At 51.1% G+C, this 18,010-nt stretch carries 19 protein-coding genes, 1 tRNA gene, 1 rRNA gene and 1 riboswitch; of the genes, 14 read left to right on the top strand and 7 right to left on the bottom strand.

Translation table 11 applies throughout. From position 1 onward, the window contains the following. The 10 genes from rrf to EH198_RS23090 all read left to right on the top strand — a co-directional run. A 5S ribosomal RNA gene (gene rrf, locus EH198_RS23135) occupies positions 1–87 on the top strand; the annotation flags it as partial. Between the two features lie 377 nt (positions 88–464). Continuing rightward, the gene (gene guaB / locus EH198_RS23130; protein WP_124697864.1) at positions 465–1,922 is read left to right on the top strand and encodes an IMP dehydrogenase; all 1,458 of its coding nucleotides are present in this window, start codon (positions 465–467) and stop codon (positions 1,920–1,922) included. Positions 1,923–2,082: 160 nt separating this feature from the next. Further along, complete coding sequence (locus tag EH198_RS23125; RefSeq protein WP_124697870.1) at positions 2,083–3,438, top strand: D-alanyl-D-alanine carboxypeptidase family protein; 1,356 nt, start codon at positions 2,083–2,085, stop codon at positions 3,436–3,438. Between the two features lie 106 nt (positions 3,439–3,544). Further along, positions 3,545–4,426 (top strand): pyridoxal 5'-phosphate synthase lyase subunit PdxS, encoded by an 882-nt coding sequence (pdxS, locus tag EH198_RS23120; protein WP_124697863.1) that lies wholly within the window; start codon positions 3,545–3,547, stop codon positions 4,424–4,426. Positions 4,427–4,444: 18 nt separating this feature from the next. Continuing rightward, entirely contained in the window at positions 4,445–5,029 is a 585-nt protein-coding gene (gene pdxT / locus EH198_RS23115; protein ID WP_124697862.1) for a pyridoxal 5'-phosphate synthase glutaminase subunit PdxT, read from the top strand. Between the two features lie 84 nt (positions 5,030–5,113). Further along, the gene (gene serS / locus EH198_RS23110) at positions 5,114–6,403 is read left to right on the top strand and encodes a serine--tRNA ligase (protein WP_124697861.1); all 1,290 of its coding nucleotides are present in this window, start codon (positions 5,114–5,116) and stop codon (positions 6,401–6,403) included. A gap of 65 nt (positions 6,404–6,468) precedes the next feature. Continuing rightward, positions 6,469–6,557, top strand: a tRNA-Ser gene (locus EH198_RS23105). Between the two features lie 163 nt (positions 6,558–6,720). Then, complete coding sequence (locus EH198_RS23100) at positions 6,721–7,062, top strand: hypothetical protein (RefSeq protein ID WP_124697860.1); 342 nt, start codon at positions 6,721–6,723, stop codon at positions 7,060–7,062. A 19-nt stretch (positions 7,063–7,081) separates the two neighbouring features. Then, positions 7,082–7,234 (top strand): small acid-soluble spore protein P, encoded by a 153-nt coding sequence (locus EH198_RS23095; protein WP_124697859.1) that lies wholly within the window; start codon positions 7,082–7,084, stop codon positions 7,232–7,234. Between the two features lie 91 nt (positions 7,235–7,325). Further along, positions 7,326–8,414, top strand: coding sequence for a hypothetical protein (locus tag EH198_RS23090; RefSeq protein ID WP_124697858.1), 1,089 nt, complete (start codon positions 7,326–7,328; stop codon positions 8,412–8,414). Positions 8,415–8,623: 209 nt separating this feature from the next. Here EH198_RS23090 and EH198_RS23085 read toward each other — a convergent pair whose 3' ends face one another. Further along, positions 8,624–9,202, bottom strand: coding sequence for a GNAT family N-acetyltransferase (locus EH198_RS23085; protein ID WP_124697857.1), 579 nt, complete (start codon positions 9,200–9,202; stop codon positions 8,624–8,626). A gap of 6 nt (positions 9,203–9,208) precedes the next feature. Then, complete coding sequence (gene tadA / locus EH198_RS23080) at positions 9,209–9,727, bottom strand: tRNA adenosine(34) deaminase TadA (RefSeq protein ID WP_281278030.1); 519 nt, start codon at positions 9,725–9,727, stop codon at positions 9,209–9,211. Positions 9,728–10,048: 321 nt separating this feature from the next. Here tadA and EH198_RS23075 point away from each other — a divergent pair, with 321 nt between their 5' ends. Together EH198_RS23075 and rluF are read left to right on the top strand one after the other, a co-directional pair. Further along, entirely contained in the window at positions 10,049–12,370 is a 2,322-nt protein-coding gene (locus EH198_RS23075; protein ID WP_124697856.1) for a sensor histidine kinase, read from the top strand. A gap of 10 nt (positions 12,371–12,380) precedes the next feature. Next, complete coding sequence (rluF, locus tag EH198_RS23070) at positions 12,381–13,082, top strand: 23S rRNA pseudouridine(2604) synthase RluF (protein ID WP_124697855.1); 702 nt, start codon at positions 12,381–12,383, stop codon at positions 13,080–13,082. Positions 13,083–13,239: 157 nt separating this feature from the next. On the opposite strand, the gene motB is transcribed toward rluF, so the two are convergent. Together motB and motA are read right to left on the bottom strand one after the other, a co-directional pair. Beyond that, the gene (gene motB / locus EH198_RS23065) at positions 13,240–14,046 is read right to left on the bottom strand and encodes a flagellar motor protein MotB (RefSeq protein WP_124697854.1); all 807 of its coding nucleotides are present in this window, start codon (positions 14,044–14,046) and stop codon (positions 13,240–13,242) included. Beyond that, the gene (gene motA, locus EH198_RS23060; RefSeq protein WP_124697853.1) at positions 14,030–14,833 is read right to left on the bottom strand and encodes a flagellar motor stator protein MotA; all 804 of its coding nucleotides are present in this window, start codon (positions 14,831–14,833) and stop codon (positions 14,030–14,032) included. Before motA ends, motB begins: the two co-directional genes overlap by 17 nt. Positions 14,834–15,031: 198 nt before the next feature. Here motA and EH198_RS23055 point away from each other — a divergent pair, with 198 nt between their 5' ends. Both EH198_RS23055 and EH198_RS23050 read left to right on the top strand, forming a co-directional pair. Continuing rightward, positions 15,032–15,325 (top strand): hypothetical protein, encoded by a 294-nt coding sequence (locus EH198_RS23055; protein ID WP_124697852.1) that lies wholly within the window; start codon positions 15,032–15,034, stop codon positions 15,323–15,325. A gap of 221 nt (positions 15,326–15,546) precedes the next feature. After that, positions 15,547–15,834, top strand: coding sequence for a 4a-hydroxytetrahydrobiopterin dehydratase (locus tag EH198_RS23050; RefSeq protein ID WP_124697851.1), 288 nt, complete (start codon positions 15,547–15,549; stop codon positions 15,832–15,834). A 120-nt stretch (positions 15,835–15,954) separates the two neighbouring features. Here EH198_RS23050 and EH198_RS23045 read toward each other — a convergent pair whose 3' ends face one another. From EH198_RS23045 to EH198_RS23035, 3 genes are all read right to left on the bottom strand, one after another. After that, positions 15,955–16,311, bottom strand: a complete 357-nt coding sequence (locus EH198_RS23045) for a c-type cytochrome (RefSeq protein ID WP_124697850.1) — start codon at positions 16,309–16,311, stop codon at positions 15,955–15,957. Between the two features lie 103 nt (positions 16,312–16,414). After that, positions 16,415–16,915, bottom strand: coding sequence for a GNAT family N-acetyltransferase (locus EH198_RS23040; RefSeq protein ID WP_124697849.1), 501 nt, complete (start codon positions 16,913–16,915; stop codon positions 16,415–16,417). Between the two features lie 348 nt (positions 16,916–17,263). Beyond that, the gene (locus tag EH198_RS23035; RefSeq protein WP_379310897.1) at positions 17,264–17,755 is read right to left on the bottom strand and encodes a C40 family peptidase; all 492 of its coding nucleotides are present in this window, start codon (positions 17,753–17,755) and stop codon (positions 17,264–17,266) included. Between the two features lie 5 nt (positions 17,756–17,760). Further along, a riboswitch (cyclic di-AMP (ydaO/yuaA leader) is annotated at positions 17,761–17,904 on the bottom strand. Positions 17,905–18,010 lie beyond the last annotated feature (106 nt).

Below are 18,010 nucleotides of genomic sequence, written 5' to 3'. Positions count from 1 at the left end.
GTACCCATCCCGAACACGACCGTTAAGCCCTCCAGCGCCGATGGTACTTGGACCGAAGGGTCCTGGGAGAGTAGGACGCCGCCAAGCACATGAACCACTGCTGAATTTCAGCAGTGGTTTTTTGTATACTTTATTTGATTCTGGTAAATCCTATCTTTTTATCGCTGAAATGGACGCAACTGTACGCTGATGATGGACAAATAGCCGGGGATTTGTTTAAGGCAGCGCCGATTTTTTCAAAGAAATCCCTGCTCATGTAATGTTCTTGACAGTATAAAAGGCCTTTGCTAAGATGGCAATAATATATTTTTGGACATACCGCTCCAACTTACTTTGACGATTAGAACCAGTGTACTTCCAGATCGGCATATCTGTCCTCCGTGGATGGACTTGAGACGAAGTATGTTCTTTTTTATAAAGTTCGCGGGCCGTGAGAACAAAGAATACAAGGAGGAATGACCCAGGTGTGGGAAGATAAATTTGGTAAAGAGGGATTGACTTTTGATGACGTGTTGCTGGTGCCGCGCAAATCGGAAGTGCTGCCCAAGGAAGTGGATCTGTCCACTGTGCTAAGCAAGAATGTAAAGCTGAATATTCCGCTCATTAGCGCTGGTATGGATACGGTCACTGAGGCGGCTATGGCGATTGCCATGGCACGTGAGGGCGGCGTCGGCATTATCCATAAAAATATGTCGATTGAGCAGCAAGCGGAAGAAGTAGACCGTGTCAAACGCTCCGAGAGTGGTGTTATTACCAATCCTTTTTCGCTTACCGCAACACATATGGTTTCCGACGCTGAGCGTCTGATGGGCAAGTACCGTATTTCCGGTGTTCCGGTTGTAGATGAGAACAATAAACTGGTAGGAATTATTACGAACCGTGATTTGCGGTTTATCCACGATTTCAATATTCCAATCAGCGCAGTAATGACAAAGGAAAATCTGGTCACTGCTCCTGTCGGTACGACACTTGCAGAAGCCGAGGTTGTACTGCAGCGCCATAAGATCGAGAAGCTTCCGCTTGTTGATGACAACTACATTTTAAAAGGCCTCATTACTATTAAGGATATTGAAAAAGCGATTCAGTTCCCTAACGGAGCCAAGGACGCTCAAGGTCGTCTCCTGGTGGGAGCAGCTATCGGTATTTCGAAAGATACGTTTGAGCGGGCGGAAGCGCTGGTTAGCGCCGGAGTCGATCTGGTTGTCGTCGATTCGGCCCATGGGCATCACATCAACATTCTCGATGCTGTTCGCAAGCTGCGCGGGTTGTATCCCGATTTGACGATTGTGGCGGGAAATGTAGCTACCGGCGATGCTACACGCGATCTGATCGAAGCGGGAGCTTCGGTAGTCAAAGTCGGTATCGGTCCTGGCTCGATCTGTACCACCCGGGTCATTGCAGGTATCGGCGTTCCGCAGATTACGGCCATTTACGATTGCGCCTCTGTAGCGCGTGAGTACGGGGTGCCGATTATCGCAGATGGAGGCATTAAGTACTCCGGAGAAATTACAAAAGCTATCGCAGCCGGCGCGCATGCCGTTATGCTGGGAAGCCTGTTTGCAGGCACGGAGGAGAGCCCTGGGGAATCCGAAATTTATCAGGGCCGTAAATTCAAGGTATACCGCGGCATGGGCAGCATGAGCGCCATGAAGCAGGGCAGCAAGGATCGCTACTTCCAGGACGACGATAAAAAGCTCGTGCCGGAAGGGATTGAAGGCCGCGTCGCCTTCAAGGGCCCGCTGTCCGATACAGTGCATCAGCTGATCGGAGGATTGCGTTCCGGTATGGGCTACTGCGGTACAGAGACGTTGTCTGGACTGCGCGATGACACCTCCTTTATCCGGATTACCGGAGCCGGGCTTCGTGAAAGCCATCCTCATGATGTGCAGATTACGAAGGAAGCGCCCAACTATTCCCTATAGGCGATACAATATTTAAAATACGGACGGACAGGACGAATTTCGCCCTGTCCGTCTTTTTTTGATTGTACCCCTGTGTTAGAATAGAACAAGCAATTGAGATGATTATCATAAGGAGAGTTTAAAACCATTGAAGTTTAAGACTAAATCCAGTGTGAAACAAATGGCAGTGAAGACAGCAACAGCGGGTCTGCTTTTAAATATGCTTGTGTTATCCCCTATTCCGGCGATAGCCGGAAGCGTCCAGACGCCAGTCCCGACTTCGGCGGATACAGCCGCCGCACCGGCTGCTGCGGGAACAGCCGTAACGATTCCTTCGGTCCAATCGCTCCGTTTGAAGCTGAAATCGGCCGTACTGCTTGAGCCGACGACTGGACAGATTCTTTTGTCGCTAAATGCGGATCAGCCGCTTCCTCCAGCGAGTATGACGAAGATGATGACGGAATATCTGATTGCCGATGCGGTCAAGAACGGCAAACTGTCATGGGATCAGAAAGTAACCGTTGCTGAAAATGCCGCCAAGCAGATTGGTTCGCGTATTTTTTTGGCCGAGAGAGATCAACATACAATTGAAGAACTGTACATAGCCATGGCGGTTGGATCAGCTAATGATGCTACCGTAGCGCTGGCAGAGACGCTTTCCGGTTCGGAACAGGAATTCGTCAAGCTGATGAATGAGACCGCCCAGAAGATGGGAATGAAGACAGCGTACTTTATCAACTCGACCGGGCTTAGCCGTGAAGATATGCCCTCTACGTTCCGTCCCGATACGGATAAGGAAACGGTAATGTCGGCCATGGATGCGGCGATTCTTGCCCAGCATATTGTTACAGACCATCCCGATTTCACGAAATATACGACCATTCAATCCTACAAATTCCGCGAACGGGATGCAGCACCTATGGTAAACTATAACTGGATGCTCGAAGCGAACAAAAATATCGCCAACTTTAAAGCCTATGCCTATCCTGGGCTTGATGGGTTGAAGACAGGACATACCTCCAGCGCGGGCAACTGTTTCACCGGCACCGCCGTGCGGGACGGCATGCGTCTGATCAGCGTGGTTATGGGAGCCAACTCCGAAGCCCACCGTTTCACGGAGACCAAGAAGGTTCTTGATTTCGGATTTAACAATTTTGAAGTCAAGCAGGTGGTTTCGGCCAAAGCAACCGTTGCCGGTCATGAGACGGTTCCGGTTGAGAAAGGCAAGGAGAGTACGGTACCGGTGGTAACCGACGCAGGCGCGACCTTTGTCGTTCCGAAGGGAACGGCTTCTCCGCAAGTTACGTCGGCGGTACAGGTCAACGACGCATCGACGCTGGTTGCGCCGATCGCCCAAGGCACGAAAGTGGGGAAGGTTACCTATACGTATAAAGTGAACGGAATAGGGACCCAGCAAAAAACAGTCAATCTCATTACATCCGAGAAAGCGGAGAAAGCCGGTTGGTTCAAGCTGCTCTTCAGAGCGATTGGGAGTTTCTTTAGCGACATTTTTTCGGGAATTAAGAATTTGTTCTAAATTTTAAAGATAAGCACTTAATTCCGAGTAAATGGCTTGTATATTTAGCCGCCATGCGGTAAAATAAAAAGTTAGATTAAGATAGATTATCGGGAGGCTTGAAGATATGGAAACAGGAACATCGAGAGTTAAAAGGGGTATGGCAGAAATGCAGAAAGGCGGCGTCATCATGGACGTCATGAATGCGGAACAGGCTAAAATTGCCGAAGCTGCAGGCGCTGTTGCCGTTATGGCTCTGGAGCGTGTGCCATCCGACATTCGTGCAGCTGGCGGCGTGGCCCGTATGGCCGATCCTACCATCGTGGAAGAGGTTATCAAGGTTGTAAGCATCCCCGTTATGGCCAAGGCCAGAATCGGTCATTATGTAGAAGCCAAGGTGCTGGAATCCCTGGGAGTCGACTACCTGGACGAAAGCGAAGTGCTGACTCCTGCGGATGAAGTATTCCATATTGATAAACATGAATTTACCGTGCCGTTCGTCTGCGGAGCGAAGGATCTGGGAGAAGCGCTGCGCCGCATCAGCGAAGGCGCGTCCATGATCCGTACCAAAGGCGAGCCGGGAACCGGCAACATCGTAGAGGCTGTACGTCATATGCGCTATATCAACAGCCAAATCCGCAAGGTTCAAAATTTGTCGAAGGACGAGCTGTATGCCGAAGCCAAAAATCTTGGCGTGTCTTACGATCTGCTGCTTGAAGTTCATGAGCTTGGCAAGCTGCCTGTCGTTAACTTCGCTGCAGGCGGCGTGGCCACTCCGGCCGATGCCGCACTGATGATGCATCTGGGAGCGGATGGCGTATTTGTAGGCTCCGGTATTTTCAAATCGGACAACCCGGAGAAATTCGCCCGTGCTATTGTTGAGGCGACTACCCATTACACCGATTATAAGCTGATCGCTGAAGTGTCCAAGAATCTTGGCGCAGCGATGAAAGGCATTGATATTGCAACTCTGACCGCAGCCGAACGGATGTCCGAGCGCGGCTGGTAATAGAGAGAAGGGTTTGAAATGAAGATAGGAGTGCTGGCGCTTCAGGGCGCTGTAACGGAACATATTGTGAGCATCGGCAAGACGGGAGCCGAAGGGACGCCAATCAAGCGGATAGAGCAGCTTGACGAGGTGGATGGACTGATCATTCCTGGAGGCGAGAGCACAACCATCGGCAAGCTGATGCGCAAGTACGGCTTCATTGAAGCAGTTCGCGAGTTTGCAGGCCAAGGCAAGCCGGTCTTCGGGACATGTGCCGGACTTATTGTGCTGGCAAAGGAAATTGCGGGCGGAGAACCGGCACATCTGGAACTGATGGATATTACCGTGGCACGGAATGCCTTTGGAAGACAGCGGGAAAGCTTTGAATGCGACCTGGATGTAAAAGGAATTGAGGAACCGGTCCGGGCAGTATTCATACGGGCTCCGCTTATTGAGAAAGTTGGCCCGAATGTTGATGTGCTGTCCGTCTATAAAGACGAGATTGTAACCGCGCGTGAGGGTAACTTGCTTGTGTCTTCTTTTCACCCGGAATTGACGGATGATTACCGGCTGCATCAGTACTTTACGGATATGGTGCAGGCTGCCGGTACGGCCGGACAGTAAAACCGCATATATAAACATCCTGACTCTTTCAAAGCCTTCACTGGCTAATTGAAAGAGTTAGGGCTGTTTCAGGAGGGAAATGTCGTGTTAGATGTTAAAATATTGCGCACAGATTATGCCAAGGTTGAGGAGGCGCTCGACAAACGCGGCAAATCGCAGGATTTGATCTCCGGATTTCCGGCACTGGATCTTCGCCGCCGCGAACTGCTTCAGGAGACGGAAAGCTTGAAGAACCGCCGCAACACCGTCTCGGGCGAGGTCGCCAAGAGAAAAAAGAGCGGAGAGCCGGCCGACGAGCTTATTGCCGAAATGCGGAATGTATCGGACCGGATTAAAGAACTGGACGATGAAGTGCGGGAGCTGGAAAATCAAATTTCCGAGCTGATGCTGAGCATTCCGAACATTCCCCACGAGTCGGTGCCGGTAGGCAGATCCGAGGAAGAGAATGTGGAAGTGCGCCGCTGGTCGCAGCCGCGTGAATTCGGCTTTACACCCAAGTCTCACTGGGAGCTGGCGCAGAACCTGGATATCCTAGACTTTGAGGCCGCTGCCAAGGTGACGGGATCGCGTTTTGTGTTTTATAAAGGTCTTGGAGCCCGCCTGGAGCGCTCGGTGATCAACTTTATGATGGACCTGCATAGCGGGGAGCATCATTACGAGGAAATGCTGCCGCCGTATATTGTCAATAAAGACAGTCTGTACGGCACGGGGCAGCTCCCTAAATTCGAAGAGGACCTGTTCAAGCTGCGCGACACGGAGTACTACCTGATTCCGACGGCCGAAGTGCCGGTAACGAACTATTACCGGGAGGAAATCCTGAACGCTTCCGATTTGCCGAAGTATTTTGTCGCTTACAGCTCCTGCTTCCGCTCGGAAGCCGGTTCGGCCGGACGGGATACCCGTGGGCTGATCCGCCAGCATCAATTCAACAAGGTAGAGCTGGTCAAGCTGACATCGCCGGAATCCTCTTATGAAGAGCTTGAGAAAATGACGGCGAACGCCGAAAGCGTACTGCAGCTGCTCGAGCTGCCCTACCGCGTGCTGGCGCTCTGTACAGGCGATATGGGCTTTACCGCGGCCAAGACCTATGATCTCGAAGTTTGGCTGCCGGAAAGCGGCATGTACCGTGAAATTTCGTCCTGCTCGAATACCGAGGACTTCCAGGCCCGGCGGGCCAACATCCGATTCCGCAAGGAGCCGAAAGCCAAGCCGGAATTCGTGCATACGCTCAATGGCTCGGCTTTGGCGGTAGGACGCACAGTAGCTGCCATTCTGGAGAATTATCAGCAGGAGGACGGCAGTGTGCTTATTCCGGAACGTCTTCAGCCTTATATGGGCAACGTGAAGGCGATACGGCCAAAGACGAACCAGTAAATGGAGTTGCTTCCGTATAGGCTAATATGGTACAATCTCTAATGCATGTGATATTTGCTGCAGATGGAGAGGTACCGAAGCGGTCATAACGGGGCGGTCTTGAAAACCGTTAGAGTGCAAGCTCACATGGGTTCGAATCCCATCCTCTCCGCCATATCCATTATTTTTGAATATGTAAGAGTACAGGCCGTTTCCTTCGGGAGACGGCTTTTTAATGTTTGGCGAAACTCTTGCCAAAGCGTACATGGAGTACAGAAGCAGAGAATAAAAAGCCCGCTTTCTCCGCAATGTATTAGAGAAGGAGGCTGATTACATTTATGGATCAACAATTACAGCTGGACCAGCAGCAGCTCGTATCCGCTTGGCAGGAGCGTCTTCCCTCTTTTATGGATGATGGAGACAGCTTTTCCGTACAGGCTGACGAAGCCGACCGGAAGAGCATGCTTATTCATTTTAACGCGGCGGGACGTCAGAGCTACTCTCTGGATTTTCGCTGCACGTATGTAGACAGCCGGGAGGTTGCGGTAGACCTTGTTGATGTCGAGCGGGCCGGACTGCATACCGATGAGCGGACCGACGCCGTACAGCAGATGGCGCAGCGGTACACGCGGCAGATTCACGAGTGCGCACAAGCGCTGAAAGATGTTACCAATCCCTAACCTAAAGGAGGACGCCAACATGAGCAAGCCGAAGACGATCCAGGTTCCCGGAACACAGCCCGCGGTAGACGAAATGAAGACGCGTCATAACAGTGACGGTCCGGAGCCGCTTTCCGGCTCCAAGAAGGTGAAGCAGGCGAATCACGTTAGCCATAACAATCCGCAAGGATAACATTTTTCATTGAAATTGTTTATCCGGGGAAGTAAATCGTTTATCATTAGATAGGGGGAGATAGTTCTTTAATTGGGAGAGGAGAGAAAAAATGTTTAAAAAGTGGGGAATTTCCGCAGCGGCGATGCTGCTTGCAGCAGTCGTAATCCTTCCAGGGTGCGGAAGCAAACAGGCTCCGAAGGAAGCACTGCAGGGAGCGGCAAGCAAAGCGGCTGCAATGACTTCTTATGAAATGAAGAGCAAGTTCGTTATCAATAACCTGACGATTGATGCGCCAAGCGAGCAATCTACTGGGATGACGGCACAGGTGCTGAGTATGCTCAAGAACGCGGACATTTCGGTCGATGGCGTGTATCAGGCCGATCCGATGCAGACGGAAATGACGCTGGTATTGAATTTAAAAGGCGATATGACGATGAGCTTTACCATTCCGATGGTGATGACGACGGAGAAGCTGTATGTTAAGATTCCGAGCATTCCGTTCCTCCCTATTCCGGAAAATGTCGTAGGCAAGTTCGTTATGCTTGACCTGAAGAAGCTTGCGGAACAGGAAGGCACCGAATTTAATCCCGGCATGCTGGATACGCAAAAGACCCAGAAGCTCTCCAACGAGGTGCTGAGCACACTGCTGGCCGAATATGACGAGAGCAAGTATTTTAATAACATCGATCCCAAAGATGCGAATCTCCCGGAGGACGTAGACGCTAAGCAGGTGGTGCAGTTCCAGATCACGAATGAGAATGTGAAAGAAGCCGTAACCATCTTTGTCAACAATGCGCTGCCGAAAATTTTGGATATTCTGTCCAAAGAAGAGTACAAGAATTTGCTCCAGATCGACCAACAACAGCTAGACGATGCCAAGGCGGAACTGCAGAATAGCGAGACGAAGGCAGAGTTCGACAAAAATCTGGCTAAGCTGGATCAGTATCTGACCGTGAATCAGTTCCGCTTCAACACCGCGATCAATAAAGATGAATTCCCTGTTTATCAGGATCTGGCGCTGGACGTCAAGGTCACCAATCCGGATGACGGGACAAAAGTAGGATTGTCGCTGACCGGCAGCAATCAATACAGCAAAATTAATGAAAAGCCGGCATTCAAAATCGGCATCCCGCAAGGCAGCGACGTCATTACCGAGGAAGAGCTGCAGCAGCAGCTTGGCTCGCTGGGTTCCTATTAACCAAGAAGAGCCCAAAGCAGCATATTCAAAAGAGTGTGTCAGTTTGCCAAAAACCCCGTATAAAGCGTAGATACGCTTTATACGGGGTTTTTGGTAAGAGTTTTTAGGTTCTCTGGGGTTCTCACAATACCTGGGCAGCCTCGAAGCTAAGTCTCCGCTTTGTGGGGCCATTGTATCGATCCGCGACTTAAGCCCTGAACGGCAGATGTTTACATCGGCGGATTTCCCGCAGAGGAAGCCTCATCGGCCAAAAGGGCGTAAGTCCGGTGGTCCTGCCACTGTCCATTGATCTTAAGGAAGCGGCGCGCAATGCCTTCCGGCTGAAACCCGTTCTTCTCCAAGACCCTTCTGGAAGCGTCGTTATGCAGGAGAATGGCGGCTTGCAGCCGGTGCAGACCGAGTACCTGAAAAGCATATTCCGCGGCCAGGCCGACAGCTCCCGTCATAAAGCCCCGCCCTTGATGCTTATGGTCGATAAAATAGCCGAGATCGGCAAACTGGCCCACCCCGCGTACAATGTTGTTGATGGTAATCTGTCCGATTAAACGTTCCTCTTCGGCAGAATAGATCCCGAACATATACGCTCTGTCCAGTTCCTCATCCTCCATTCGCTGAAGAATGAGCTGCTTTTGGCCTTTCAATGTAAAGAAGCCGTCTTCCCTCTCGGGCTCATAGCGGCTGTGGACGCTGCGGTTGCGCAGGCGCAGTTCCAGCAGGCTCTCCGCGTTCTGAGAGCGGATCGGGGCAAGATAAATCCCGGCCGATTGATTAGTTAAAATGAATGACATTGCCGCTTATTCCTCCCTGGCATTTTTCTGCAGGCGCTCCTGCCGGAGCCGGCGGAAGAAGGAGGTCAGGAGTCCGGCGCATTCCGCCTGCCTAATGCCGGATATGACTTCGGTCCGATGGTTGAACCGCGGTTCCTCCAGCAAATTCATTAATGTCCCGGCGCAGCCTGCTTTCGGATCGGGCGTGCCGTACACCGTAAGCGGAACTCTGGACTGTACGATGGCTCCCGCGCACATCGGACACGGCTCGAGTGTAACGTATAAAGTGCATTCCAGCAGTCGCCAGGAGTTCAGCGCGGCGCTCGCTTCGCGAATCGCCACCATTTCCGCATGAGCTGTGGAATCCATCGTCGTTTCGCGCAAGTTATATCCTCTTCCGATAATCTCGCCATCCCTGACAATGACCGCACCGATCGGGACTTCGCCCAGCGCCTCCGCTTTTTGGGCTTCCGCGATTGCTTCGCTCATCCACCGTTCATGTTCTTCCTGCTGCCCAGAGGATGTCCCATTATCCCAGTTGTTCAAAAGATTCTTCCTTTCCGCTCCGGGCCGGATTGTTCTGCGAACGAGTATTCGTTCTTAACAAATTGTGCATAACTCTGTGGAAAACCCGGTTGTTATCCACAATTTTATACACATGGGGGATGTTGATTTTGTTTATATGTGCATAACCTGTGGACTCTTTCTATCCTATTGTAGAGAAGTAGCGATGGATTTTCAATGTTGAGAAAACGGAATGCTTCATATAAATGTTTTTAAATGCTTTTCAAATGGAAGGGCAAAAGGTATGATAATTATTGAATAAACGTTAGAAATGACCAGCCGGCTAAGAGGTGAAAAATTAGCTTGTCTATAAAAACGAAGCTTTCTGCAATAATATTCGGCTCCGTACTACTTATTCTGGCACTGAATTTGACTCTTGATTCCTATGCGACCCGCAATAATCTGCGAAGCGAGACCGAGAGAAACATGAAGACGGCGGCCATGCAGATTGCCGTTTCCGTAGAACAGAGCAACTACAGCTCCAATTATGCGGAACAGCTGATAGCGCAAAATTTGCGGATGGCTGCCATTTTGATATCCAGCGACTTGGACCCCGATATAGCGAACGTAACGAATGCCGAATTGAAGAAACTGGCCTCGAAAGTAGGGGTTTCCAATATTTCGCTGCTTGTCAGGACCAAGGACGACATTGTGGTGAAGAAGTCCTCGGACCCCAAAGAACTAGACTTACCTACAAAAGGCTTTGGATTTTGGTATACGGCATTTGTTGATCTGTTCGAAGGACGGGAAGTATCGGTTGCCAAAGGGCAGCGCATGGAGCATTTTTGGTCCGGTCCTTTTGAGTATTCATCCTCCAATCCCGAGTTTATCGAGAAGTGGGGCTATTACTATGACGGACGAAGCAATTACATTATCGATCCGTATATCCGGAGCACGTCTATTAGCGATTATGTCAGAATTATGAGTCCGGAAGAAATTGTGAAGCAGACCATGGAGGTAAACCCTGATATTTTAGAGATTACAGGCATCAATCCCTCCACATTCGGTTCTTCCACTATGGCTCCGGACGGCACCGACAGTGTAAATGTCAAACTGCGCAACCGGCCGATTACGTACGGTACCTACCGGTTCGGAGACGTAGAGCGGGACAAATGGGCGGTGAAAGAAGCACTGGCCAAAAAAGAGCCCGTCATGGTGGATGCGACGGCACGCGGTGTAAGGGTGATGAAGAGCTTTATTCCGGTTACCCTGCCCGATTCGGGCGCCTATGTTATCAGCGTAGTGATCGATTACTCGGTCATTACGTCGGTCATTAGAGAACAATTATGGAACAACATCCGGAGTTCCCTCCTGCTGCTTGCATTGTTCCTCGCGGGAAGCAACATTCTGGCGGGTTTTATTATTCGGCCCATTCAGGCGATACTCACCAAGGTTCAGGACGTCTCCCGGGGCAAGTTCGAGCCGCCGCTGGAGGTCGGAAGCAGGGACGAGCTGGGGCAGCTGGCGCTGCGCATTAACGCCATGACGCGAAATCTTGCCCTGCACACAAGCCGTCTAAGGCAGACACTTGAGGAGAACCGGGAGGTAAAAGAGCATCTGGAGTCGGTGATCAACGGTACTTCCGATGCGATCCATACGTCGGATATGACCGGCAGGATCATCAGCGTTAACCGCGCTTTTGAAGAGCTATACGGCTGGAGAGAACGCGAGGTTGTAGGCAGGATCATCGATCTCGTTCCGGACTCCGCATCTAAAGAAGAGGGAACTAGGCTTCAGTGGCTTATCCGGGGAGCACATCTGCCTCCGACGGAGACGCGGCGTTTGAAACGGGACGGATCTGTCGTCGAAGTCAGCGTCAGCACCTCTGTCATACGGGACGAAGAGGGCAATCCGCTGTCCTTCGTGCATGTCTCACGGGATATGACGGAGCGGAACCGGATGGAAGAGCTGCTCAGACAATCCGAGAAGCTTACTACCGTTGGTCAGCTTGCCGCCGGCGTGGCCCATGAAATCCGGAATCCGCTGACGACGCTGAGGGGTTTTTTACAGCTGCAAAGGGAAAAACAGATGCTTGTCCCCCTGCATGTGGATTTGATGCTCTCGGAACTTGAGCGGATCAATCTGATTGTCAGCGAATTTCTTATATTGGCCAAGCCGCAGGCGGTGCGGTTTCAGCAAAAGGACGTCCGCCAAATTCTGCATGATGTCATCTCCTTGCTGGACAGTCAGGCCCATTTGCATAATATCGAGGTCAAGGATGAGTTTGAAATAACTCCGGCAATGGTACACTGTGAAGAGAACCAACTAAAGCAGGTATTTATCAATATTATCAAAAACGGAATTGAGTCCATGTCCGCAGGCGGAACGCTAACATTGGAACAGAAGCGTATCGAAGATTCAATCGTTATTGTCATTACCGATGAGGGAGAAGGCATCCCGGCGGAGATGCTGCCAAAGCTTGGACAGCCGTTCTTTACGAACAAGGAGACGGGAACGGGACTTGGCCTGATGATCAGCCAGCGGATTATTCAAGCCCATAAAGGAATGATGGAGATTGAAAGTCAGGTCGGCCGGGGAACCTCGGTAACGATTGCGCTCCCGGCCGCCATTGAGAGCGCGGGACCTGTCAACGCGGAAGCCGGTACAGGAAAAGAAACGGAGTGACTATAGCATCATGAGAATTAACAAGTTTATCAGCGAGACCGGCTACTGCTCGCGGCGTGAGGCGGATAAGCTGGTGGAAAGCGGCCGGGTGACCATTAACGGCGAACGCGCCGTGCTCGGCAGCCAGGCTGAAGCGGGAGATGATGTGCGGATAGACGGGAAAAGGCTGGAGAGCGAATCCCAGACCGTTTATATCGCACTGAACAAGCCGGTCGGCATTACTTCAACAACAGAGGGCCACATTAAAGGAAATATCGTGGATTTTGTCGGACATCATGAGCGGATTTTTCCAATCGGTCGGCTGGACAAGGATTCGGAAGGTCTGATCCTCCTGACCAATGATGGGGATATCGTAAACAAAATACTGCGCGCAGAAGGCCGGCATGAGAAGGAGTATGTCGTTACCGTGGACCGTCCGATTACGCCTTCCTTTGTCGCCGGAATGTCCAGCGGGGTAAAGATTCTTGGAGAGAAGACGCTGCCCTGTCAGGTTACCCGGATGACGGAGCGGGTATTTCGGATTATCCTGACCGAAGGGAAGAACCGGCAGATCCGCCGGATGTGCAGCGCCTTCGGCTATGAAGTGCGGCGGCTGCAGCGTATTCGAATCATGAATATCCGCTTGGGGAACCTTCAGGTAGGCAAGTGGCGCGATCTTACGCTAGCGGAGAAGAAAGAGCTTGGCGACATGCTGAGCTATAGACTTCAATAAAAGACTCCAGCGATCAAGACTCCAGAGCCGGTTCTCTAAGAGCGATGGACACAAATAAAGAGCTGCTTACGGCCCCGATGCGGGTGGCGAAAGCAGCTCTTTGTATTTTATAAAACATAGAAGGGCAACACTTTACTCTGCCGCCAGCTAAGCGCCGTTATTTGGCGGATAGCGCAGTACTCTTATTCTCCTGGTACTTGCGGAGAATGGACACTTCCACCCGGCGGTTCTTCGCCCGTCCGGTGGCGGTCGAGTTATCGGCAATCGGATGGTATTCGCCGTAGCCAATGACGCTGAACTTTTCCGGCTTCAGATAGGGATTCACCAGCAGAATCTTCATGAACTGCAGAGCCCGGTTGGCGCTAAGATCCCAGTTGGAGGAGTATTCGCTGTTGGAAATCGGAATGTTGTCGGTATAACCCTGCACGACCACCTCGTAATCCGGGAACTGCTGAAGCATTTGCGAGATCGATCTGGCGAGCTGCCGGGATTCCGGCTTGACGTTGGCCTGGCCGGAGGCGAACAGCGCGTTGTCGCTGATCGTAATCAAAAGCTGCGACTGGTTCAGTTTCGTACTGAGCAGATCGGTAAGGCCGTTGTTCTTGATATACTGGTCAAACTGCTTCTTCAGCTTTTCCAGTTCCTCCTGTTCCTTCTTGCGGAGCTTGTCGAGATCGGCTTCCGTGCTGTTCTTTTCTGCGATCGTGTTCAGCTTTGTAGATTTTCCTTGATCCAAATCGCTGTTGGTAGGGGCCATGGATGAATGATCCAGCACTCCCGTTCCTCCATTGAGGGCGGAGTTGAACGCCTGGGCCATTTCCTCGAATTTCTTCGCATCCGTTGCGCTCATGGCGTACAGCACCAGAAACAGGGCGACGAGCAGCGTCATCAGGTCGGAATAGGGGAGGAGCCAGGATTCGTCGGCGTGCTCCTCATGTTCCTCGTGTCTAGTCTTTTTGCTCACCGGAGGCACCTTCCTTCTCGTTCAGCTTGGCGCGTTCCGCAGGGGTCAGAAACACGGAAAGCTTCTGGTTGATCGCAATGGTGGATACGCCTGACTGGATCGATAGGAGACCCTCCAGCATCATCATTCGGATCTGGATTTCCTGTTTGGACAAACGCTTCAGCTTGGTGGACATCGGGTGCCAAAGTACGTAACCGGTAAAAATACCGAGCAGCGTAGCGATAAAGGCCGCGCCGATGGCGTGTGCCAGCTTCTCCATCGCGCTCATGTCCGCAAGGGCGGCGATCAGACCGATAACGGCTCCAAGCACCCCGAGGGTAGGCGCGTACATACCGGCCTGGGAGAAGATCAGCGCGCCTGTTTTATGGCGCTCTTCGGTCGCGTGGATATCTTCAAGCAGCACATCCCGGACAAACTCCTGGTCGTTGCCATCGATAATCATCCGCATGCCGCTCCGCAGGAAATCATCCTGAATCTCTTCCACCTTCGACTCAAGCGCCAGCAGGCCTTCGCGCCGCGTAATGGAGGCCCACTCCATGAACATGGTGATGACCTCTCCTTTATCGATCAGCTTCTTCCCGCCGAGAAACAGAATTTTGAACAGCTTCGGCACCTTTTTGATTTCCGACATCGGGAAGGCCATGAACAGCGATGCTGCGGTACCTACAAGAATGATGGTAAAGGCGGCGGGGTTTTTGAGGGCGATGAGCGGCGCTCCTTTGAGATACATACCATAAACCACCGCTATTATACCGAGCACTAGGCCAATAATTGAAGAAATCTGCATTTGTACACCTCGTCCATGAGTATTAAAAGTGATCTCGCGAATGCCGCGTCTATCATCCTTGAATGGGCGGCGGGCTTACTAACGGAGAACAACTATGTCTATTCTTATTTATCGACAGCCGGCCCTTTTTTGTGAAGGCATTTAGGCTATAATGGATGAGGAAAGGGTATTCATATGTTATGAAGCGGAGTGATAGCGGTGGGTGTAAAGCATGGAAGAGATTACGGAGATATTTTGCGCGATTTGACAAAAGCGGTTGAGTGCATACCGGACAGTTACCTTTTTTTCGAGATGGAACCTGGCGAATGGCAGGAGCTGCCGCTTGAGTCAAAGCTGGAAGTATGGGAAGCGCTGGCGGAAGATTTATTCTTCGCCCTCGGGAATGAGCCGGTCATCCATGTTGGCAGCGGCGTCGTGATCTACGACAAGGATGCGCACCGCATCAATATTTTGGTCGGTGAAGAAGACTTGGAATCGGTAACGTTGATTTAAGCAGGCAGAAGAAGAAAAATCGGCCGCATTTGCCGCAGTCCGTCCTCCATGTTAAAATTGATAGTGTCTGAGGTATATTTGCCGGGATTCAAGAATACATTAAACCGAAAATAAGCGTTTTTCCTGGCGCATCCCTTGGACGATAGAACCTGAGGGATGTTTTGTTTAACGGGAAGGCTAAAGGAACTTAAACGGCTGCTTTTCAAGGGAGGAAACATAAAGTGTTATTAACCGAGGGAGAACTGCATGAGCAGGTGGGCAAGCTGGAAGGCTGGAAGCTGGACAGCGGGGCCATGGTGCGCAAATACCAGTTCAACGAATTTATGAAGGGTATTGCGTTCGTGGATGAGGTGGCCGCCATCTCGGAGGCGTTCGACCATCATCCGCATATCACGATCGATTATAAAACGGTAATTCTGCGGCTTACGACAAGCGAGGAAGGCGGCATTACCGCGCTCGACGTGCGTGAAGCCCATGAGTTTAATGAGGCGTTTGAGAAGACCCGTTAAATGAAGACCCGTTAATTACGCAGAAACCCGATAGACGACAGGAGAAGAGTTTTATTAAAAATACGCCCCTGTGCCAGAAGCATTATGCTCCTGCGCAGAGGCGTATTGTTGTCTTGGCACTCATTTTTTCTCGGACAGCCACATGGCGACGTTGGCAATCTCCTCCGGGGCCAGCTTATCCTTGAAGGAAGGCATTTGTCCCCGTCCTTTGGTAACGATGCTGTAAATCTGCTCGGCCGTATGCTCGTTGCCTTCCTTTTGCAGATTGGGTCCGACTCCGCCCTGAAGCTGATCGCCGTGGCAGGTGATGCAATTGGCTTTAACTGTCGCTTCCGCTTTGGCGGGATCAGCCTTAACGGTCGGCATGGTCGGATTGTTCTGCTCGGCGACCTGCTCTTTTCCGGGCAGTGTGAACATCAGTATTACCGCGAAGGCGCAGGCAGCGAAAAATAATCCGCTCATGATCCACTTTTGCATCCCCAATCGTCCTCCCCTGTGTAAGCTGCTTCTCTAATTATAACGGATGGTGAAGCGTTATCATAGGGTTTGTGACAAAAAAATGAACAGTGGTCCGTCCGATTCAGCTTTTATGGAGGGATTTATCATAGACCATGCAGTAAAAAGGTTTATCTCCATTTGGCGTCCGGCGTTCGTAGGTATCGGTGATCGTAAAGCCGCATTTGCGGTAGGCCCGGATGGCTCTTTGATTCCAGGTAAGAACTTCAAGGTCGACCTCCCGACTGGGATAGCGTTTCAGCGCCTCTTTTACAACCGCACCCACAAACAAATGGCCTAGGCCATGCCCGCACAGTTCGGGACGCATACCGATACCCAGACGCACCGTGCCTTCCATCGGAAAAAGCTGGGCGAAGCCGCAAAGATTGTCCTCTTCGTTCAATACCGAAACATACTGCTCCCTCCGAATCCGCGGATCTCCGAATTCAATGCCGAGCGCCTCCATTTGATCCCAAGACAGCCAACCGTAAATATTGTAGGGCGCCTTGTATTCCCACCCGCAGATATCCCTGGCATGCGCAGATGTCATGGGCCCGACATGAAAGATGACGTTAGAGCTAATCATACGTTCAGCGACCTCCTCTCCCCGCAGGGGAAAACCTTTTATATTAAATTATATACAAAAAAAGGTGATTTCGACGCAAAAACTTTACAGAAAGGAAGAACTTGGCGAGCGCAATAAATTTTTTTGGGGGATTTGGCTGAAAGTTCGGCTGCCGTGGTTGACGAATCCAGGAGGGGGTAAAAATAAGAATAGCACAAGAAAGAAACGGTTCCGCCATCCTTTTGGAGACGATGCCCGTTCTAGTTGAAATATTAGACTAAACGATAAGCGCGCAGGTTATAAGTTCTTATATTAAAATAAAAACCCCTCGCCGGGGTTAAATCCGGGAAGGGGTCCTATAGGGCAGTATTACTGCACATCATCATTGTCTTCAGAATCAACGGCTACGGATTGATAAGCGCTGGAGCCCATCACCCGTTTGGCGCCGACAAACCGGCTGACATAATAACTGTCGTTCAGGGAAGTGACGGTAACGCCTTTCGAAGAGGAAGCATGGGCGAACTTTCCGGAGCCGACATAGACACCGACATGGGAAACGCCTTTTCCGGTGGTGTTAAAGAATACAAGATCGCCGGCTCTCAGATCGCTGCGGGACACGGCATCTCCCATTTTGAACTGGGAACCCGACTGATGCGGCAGATCGATGCCCATCTTATCGAACACGTACATGGTGAATCCGGAACAATCGAATCCGTTTGTGCTCGTGCCGCCGGATACGTATTTGGTTCCAATAGCGCCGTCAATCACTTTATCCATTTTCGAATCGGCAAATGCGCTGCCTGCTCCGAGTGTGAGAACGATGGAAAAGCTGAGGAATGCTGCCGCCAACTTCTTCTTCAAAAGATTTGACTCCTTCCAAATGCCTGCGAGGTTAGCTTAAGGATTCGGTAGAAGGTCCCCTATGACCCCTCTCTTGATCAGGAGGTCAATTCACCCAAAGATGGTTCCCCCGCTTCCCTGATGGTCAGGGAACTCGGCACATACTGTATAGTGTTCGGATTATAGTGGGTAGATCATGACAAAATTATCGTCAAAATCTTAATAATCATTACAAAAATGTTACTAAAAACTCATTGCGCTTATTGTAACAAACCT

It is taken from the genome of Paenibacillus rhizophilus (assembly GCF_003854965.1).
Taxonomy (GTDB): Bacteria; Bacillota; Bacilli; order Paenibacillales; family Paenibacillaceae; genus Paenibacillus_AQ; species Paenibacillus_AQ rhizophilus.
Note: the sequence above shows the minus strand (reverse complement) of the source record. Positions and strands in the feature narration are given on the sequence as shown.

Coding starts and splice junctions, on each gene's coding strand:
- EH198_RS23125 (WP_124697870.1), top strand. CDS start 2,083: ATGGCAGTGAAGACAGCAACAGCGGGTCTGCTTTTAAATATGCTTGTG.
- pdxS (WP_124697863.1), top strand. CDS start 3,545: ATGGAAACAGGAACATCGAGAGTTAAAAGGGGTATGGCAGAAATGCAG.
- pdxT (WP_124697862.1), top strand. CDS start 4,445: ATGAAGATAGGAGTGCTGGCGCTTCAGGGCGCTGTAACGGAACATATT.
- EH198_RS23100 (WP_124697860.1), top strand. CDS start 6,721: ATGGATCAACAATTACAGCTGGACCAGCAGCAGCTCGTATCCGCTTGG.
- EH198_RS23095 (WP_124697859.1), top strand. CDS start 7,082: ATGAGCAAGCCGAAGACGATCCAGGTTCCCGGAACACAGCCCGCGGTA.
- EH198_RS23090 (WP_124697858.1), top strand. CDS start 7,326: ATGTTTAAAAAGTGGGGAATTTCCGCAGCGGCGATGCTGCTTGCAGCA.
- EH198_RS23085 (WP_124697857.1), bottom strand. CDS start 9,202: ATGTCATTCATTTTAACTAATCAATCGGCCGGGATTTATCTTGCCCCG.
- rluF (WP_124697855.1), top strand. CDS start 12,381: ATGAGAATTAACAAGTTTATCAGCGAGACCGGCTACTGCTCGCGGCGT.
- motA (WP_124697853.1), bottom strand. CDS start 14,833: ATGCAGATTTCTTCAATTATTGGCCTAGTGCTCGGTATAATAGCGGTG.
- EH198_RS23045 (WP_124697850.1), bottom strand. CDS start 16,311: ATGCAAAAGTGGATCATGAGCGGATTATTTTTCGCTGCCTGCGCCTTC.
- EH198_RS23040 (WP_124697849.1), bottom strand. CDS start 16,915: ATGATTAGCTCTAACGTCATCTTTCATGTCGGGCCCATGACATCTGCG.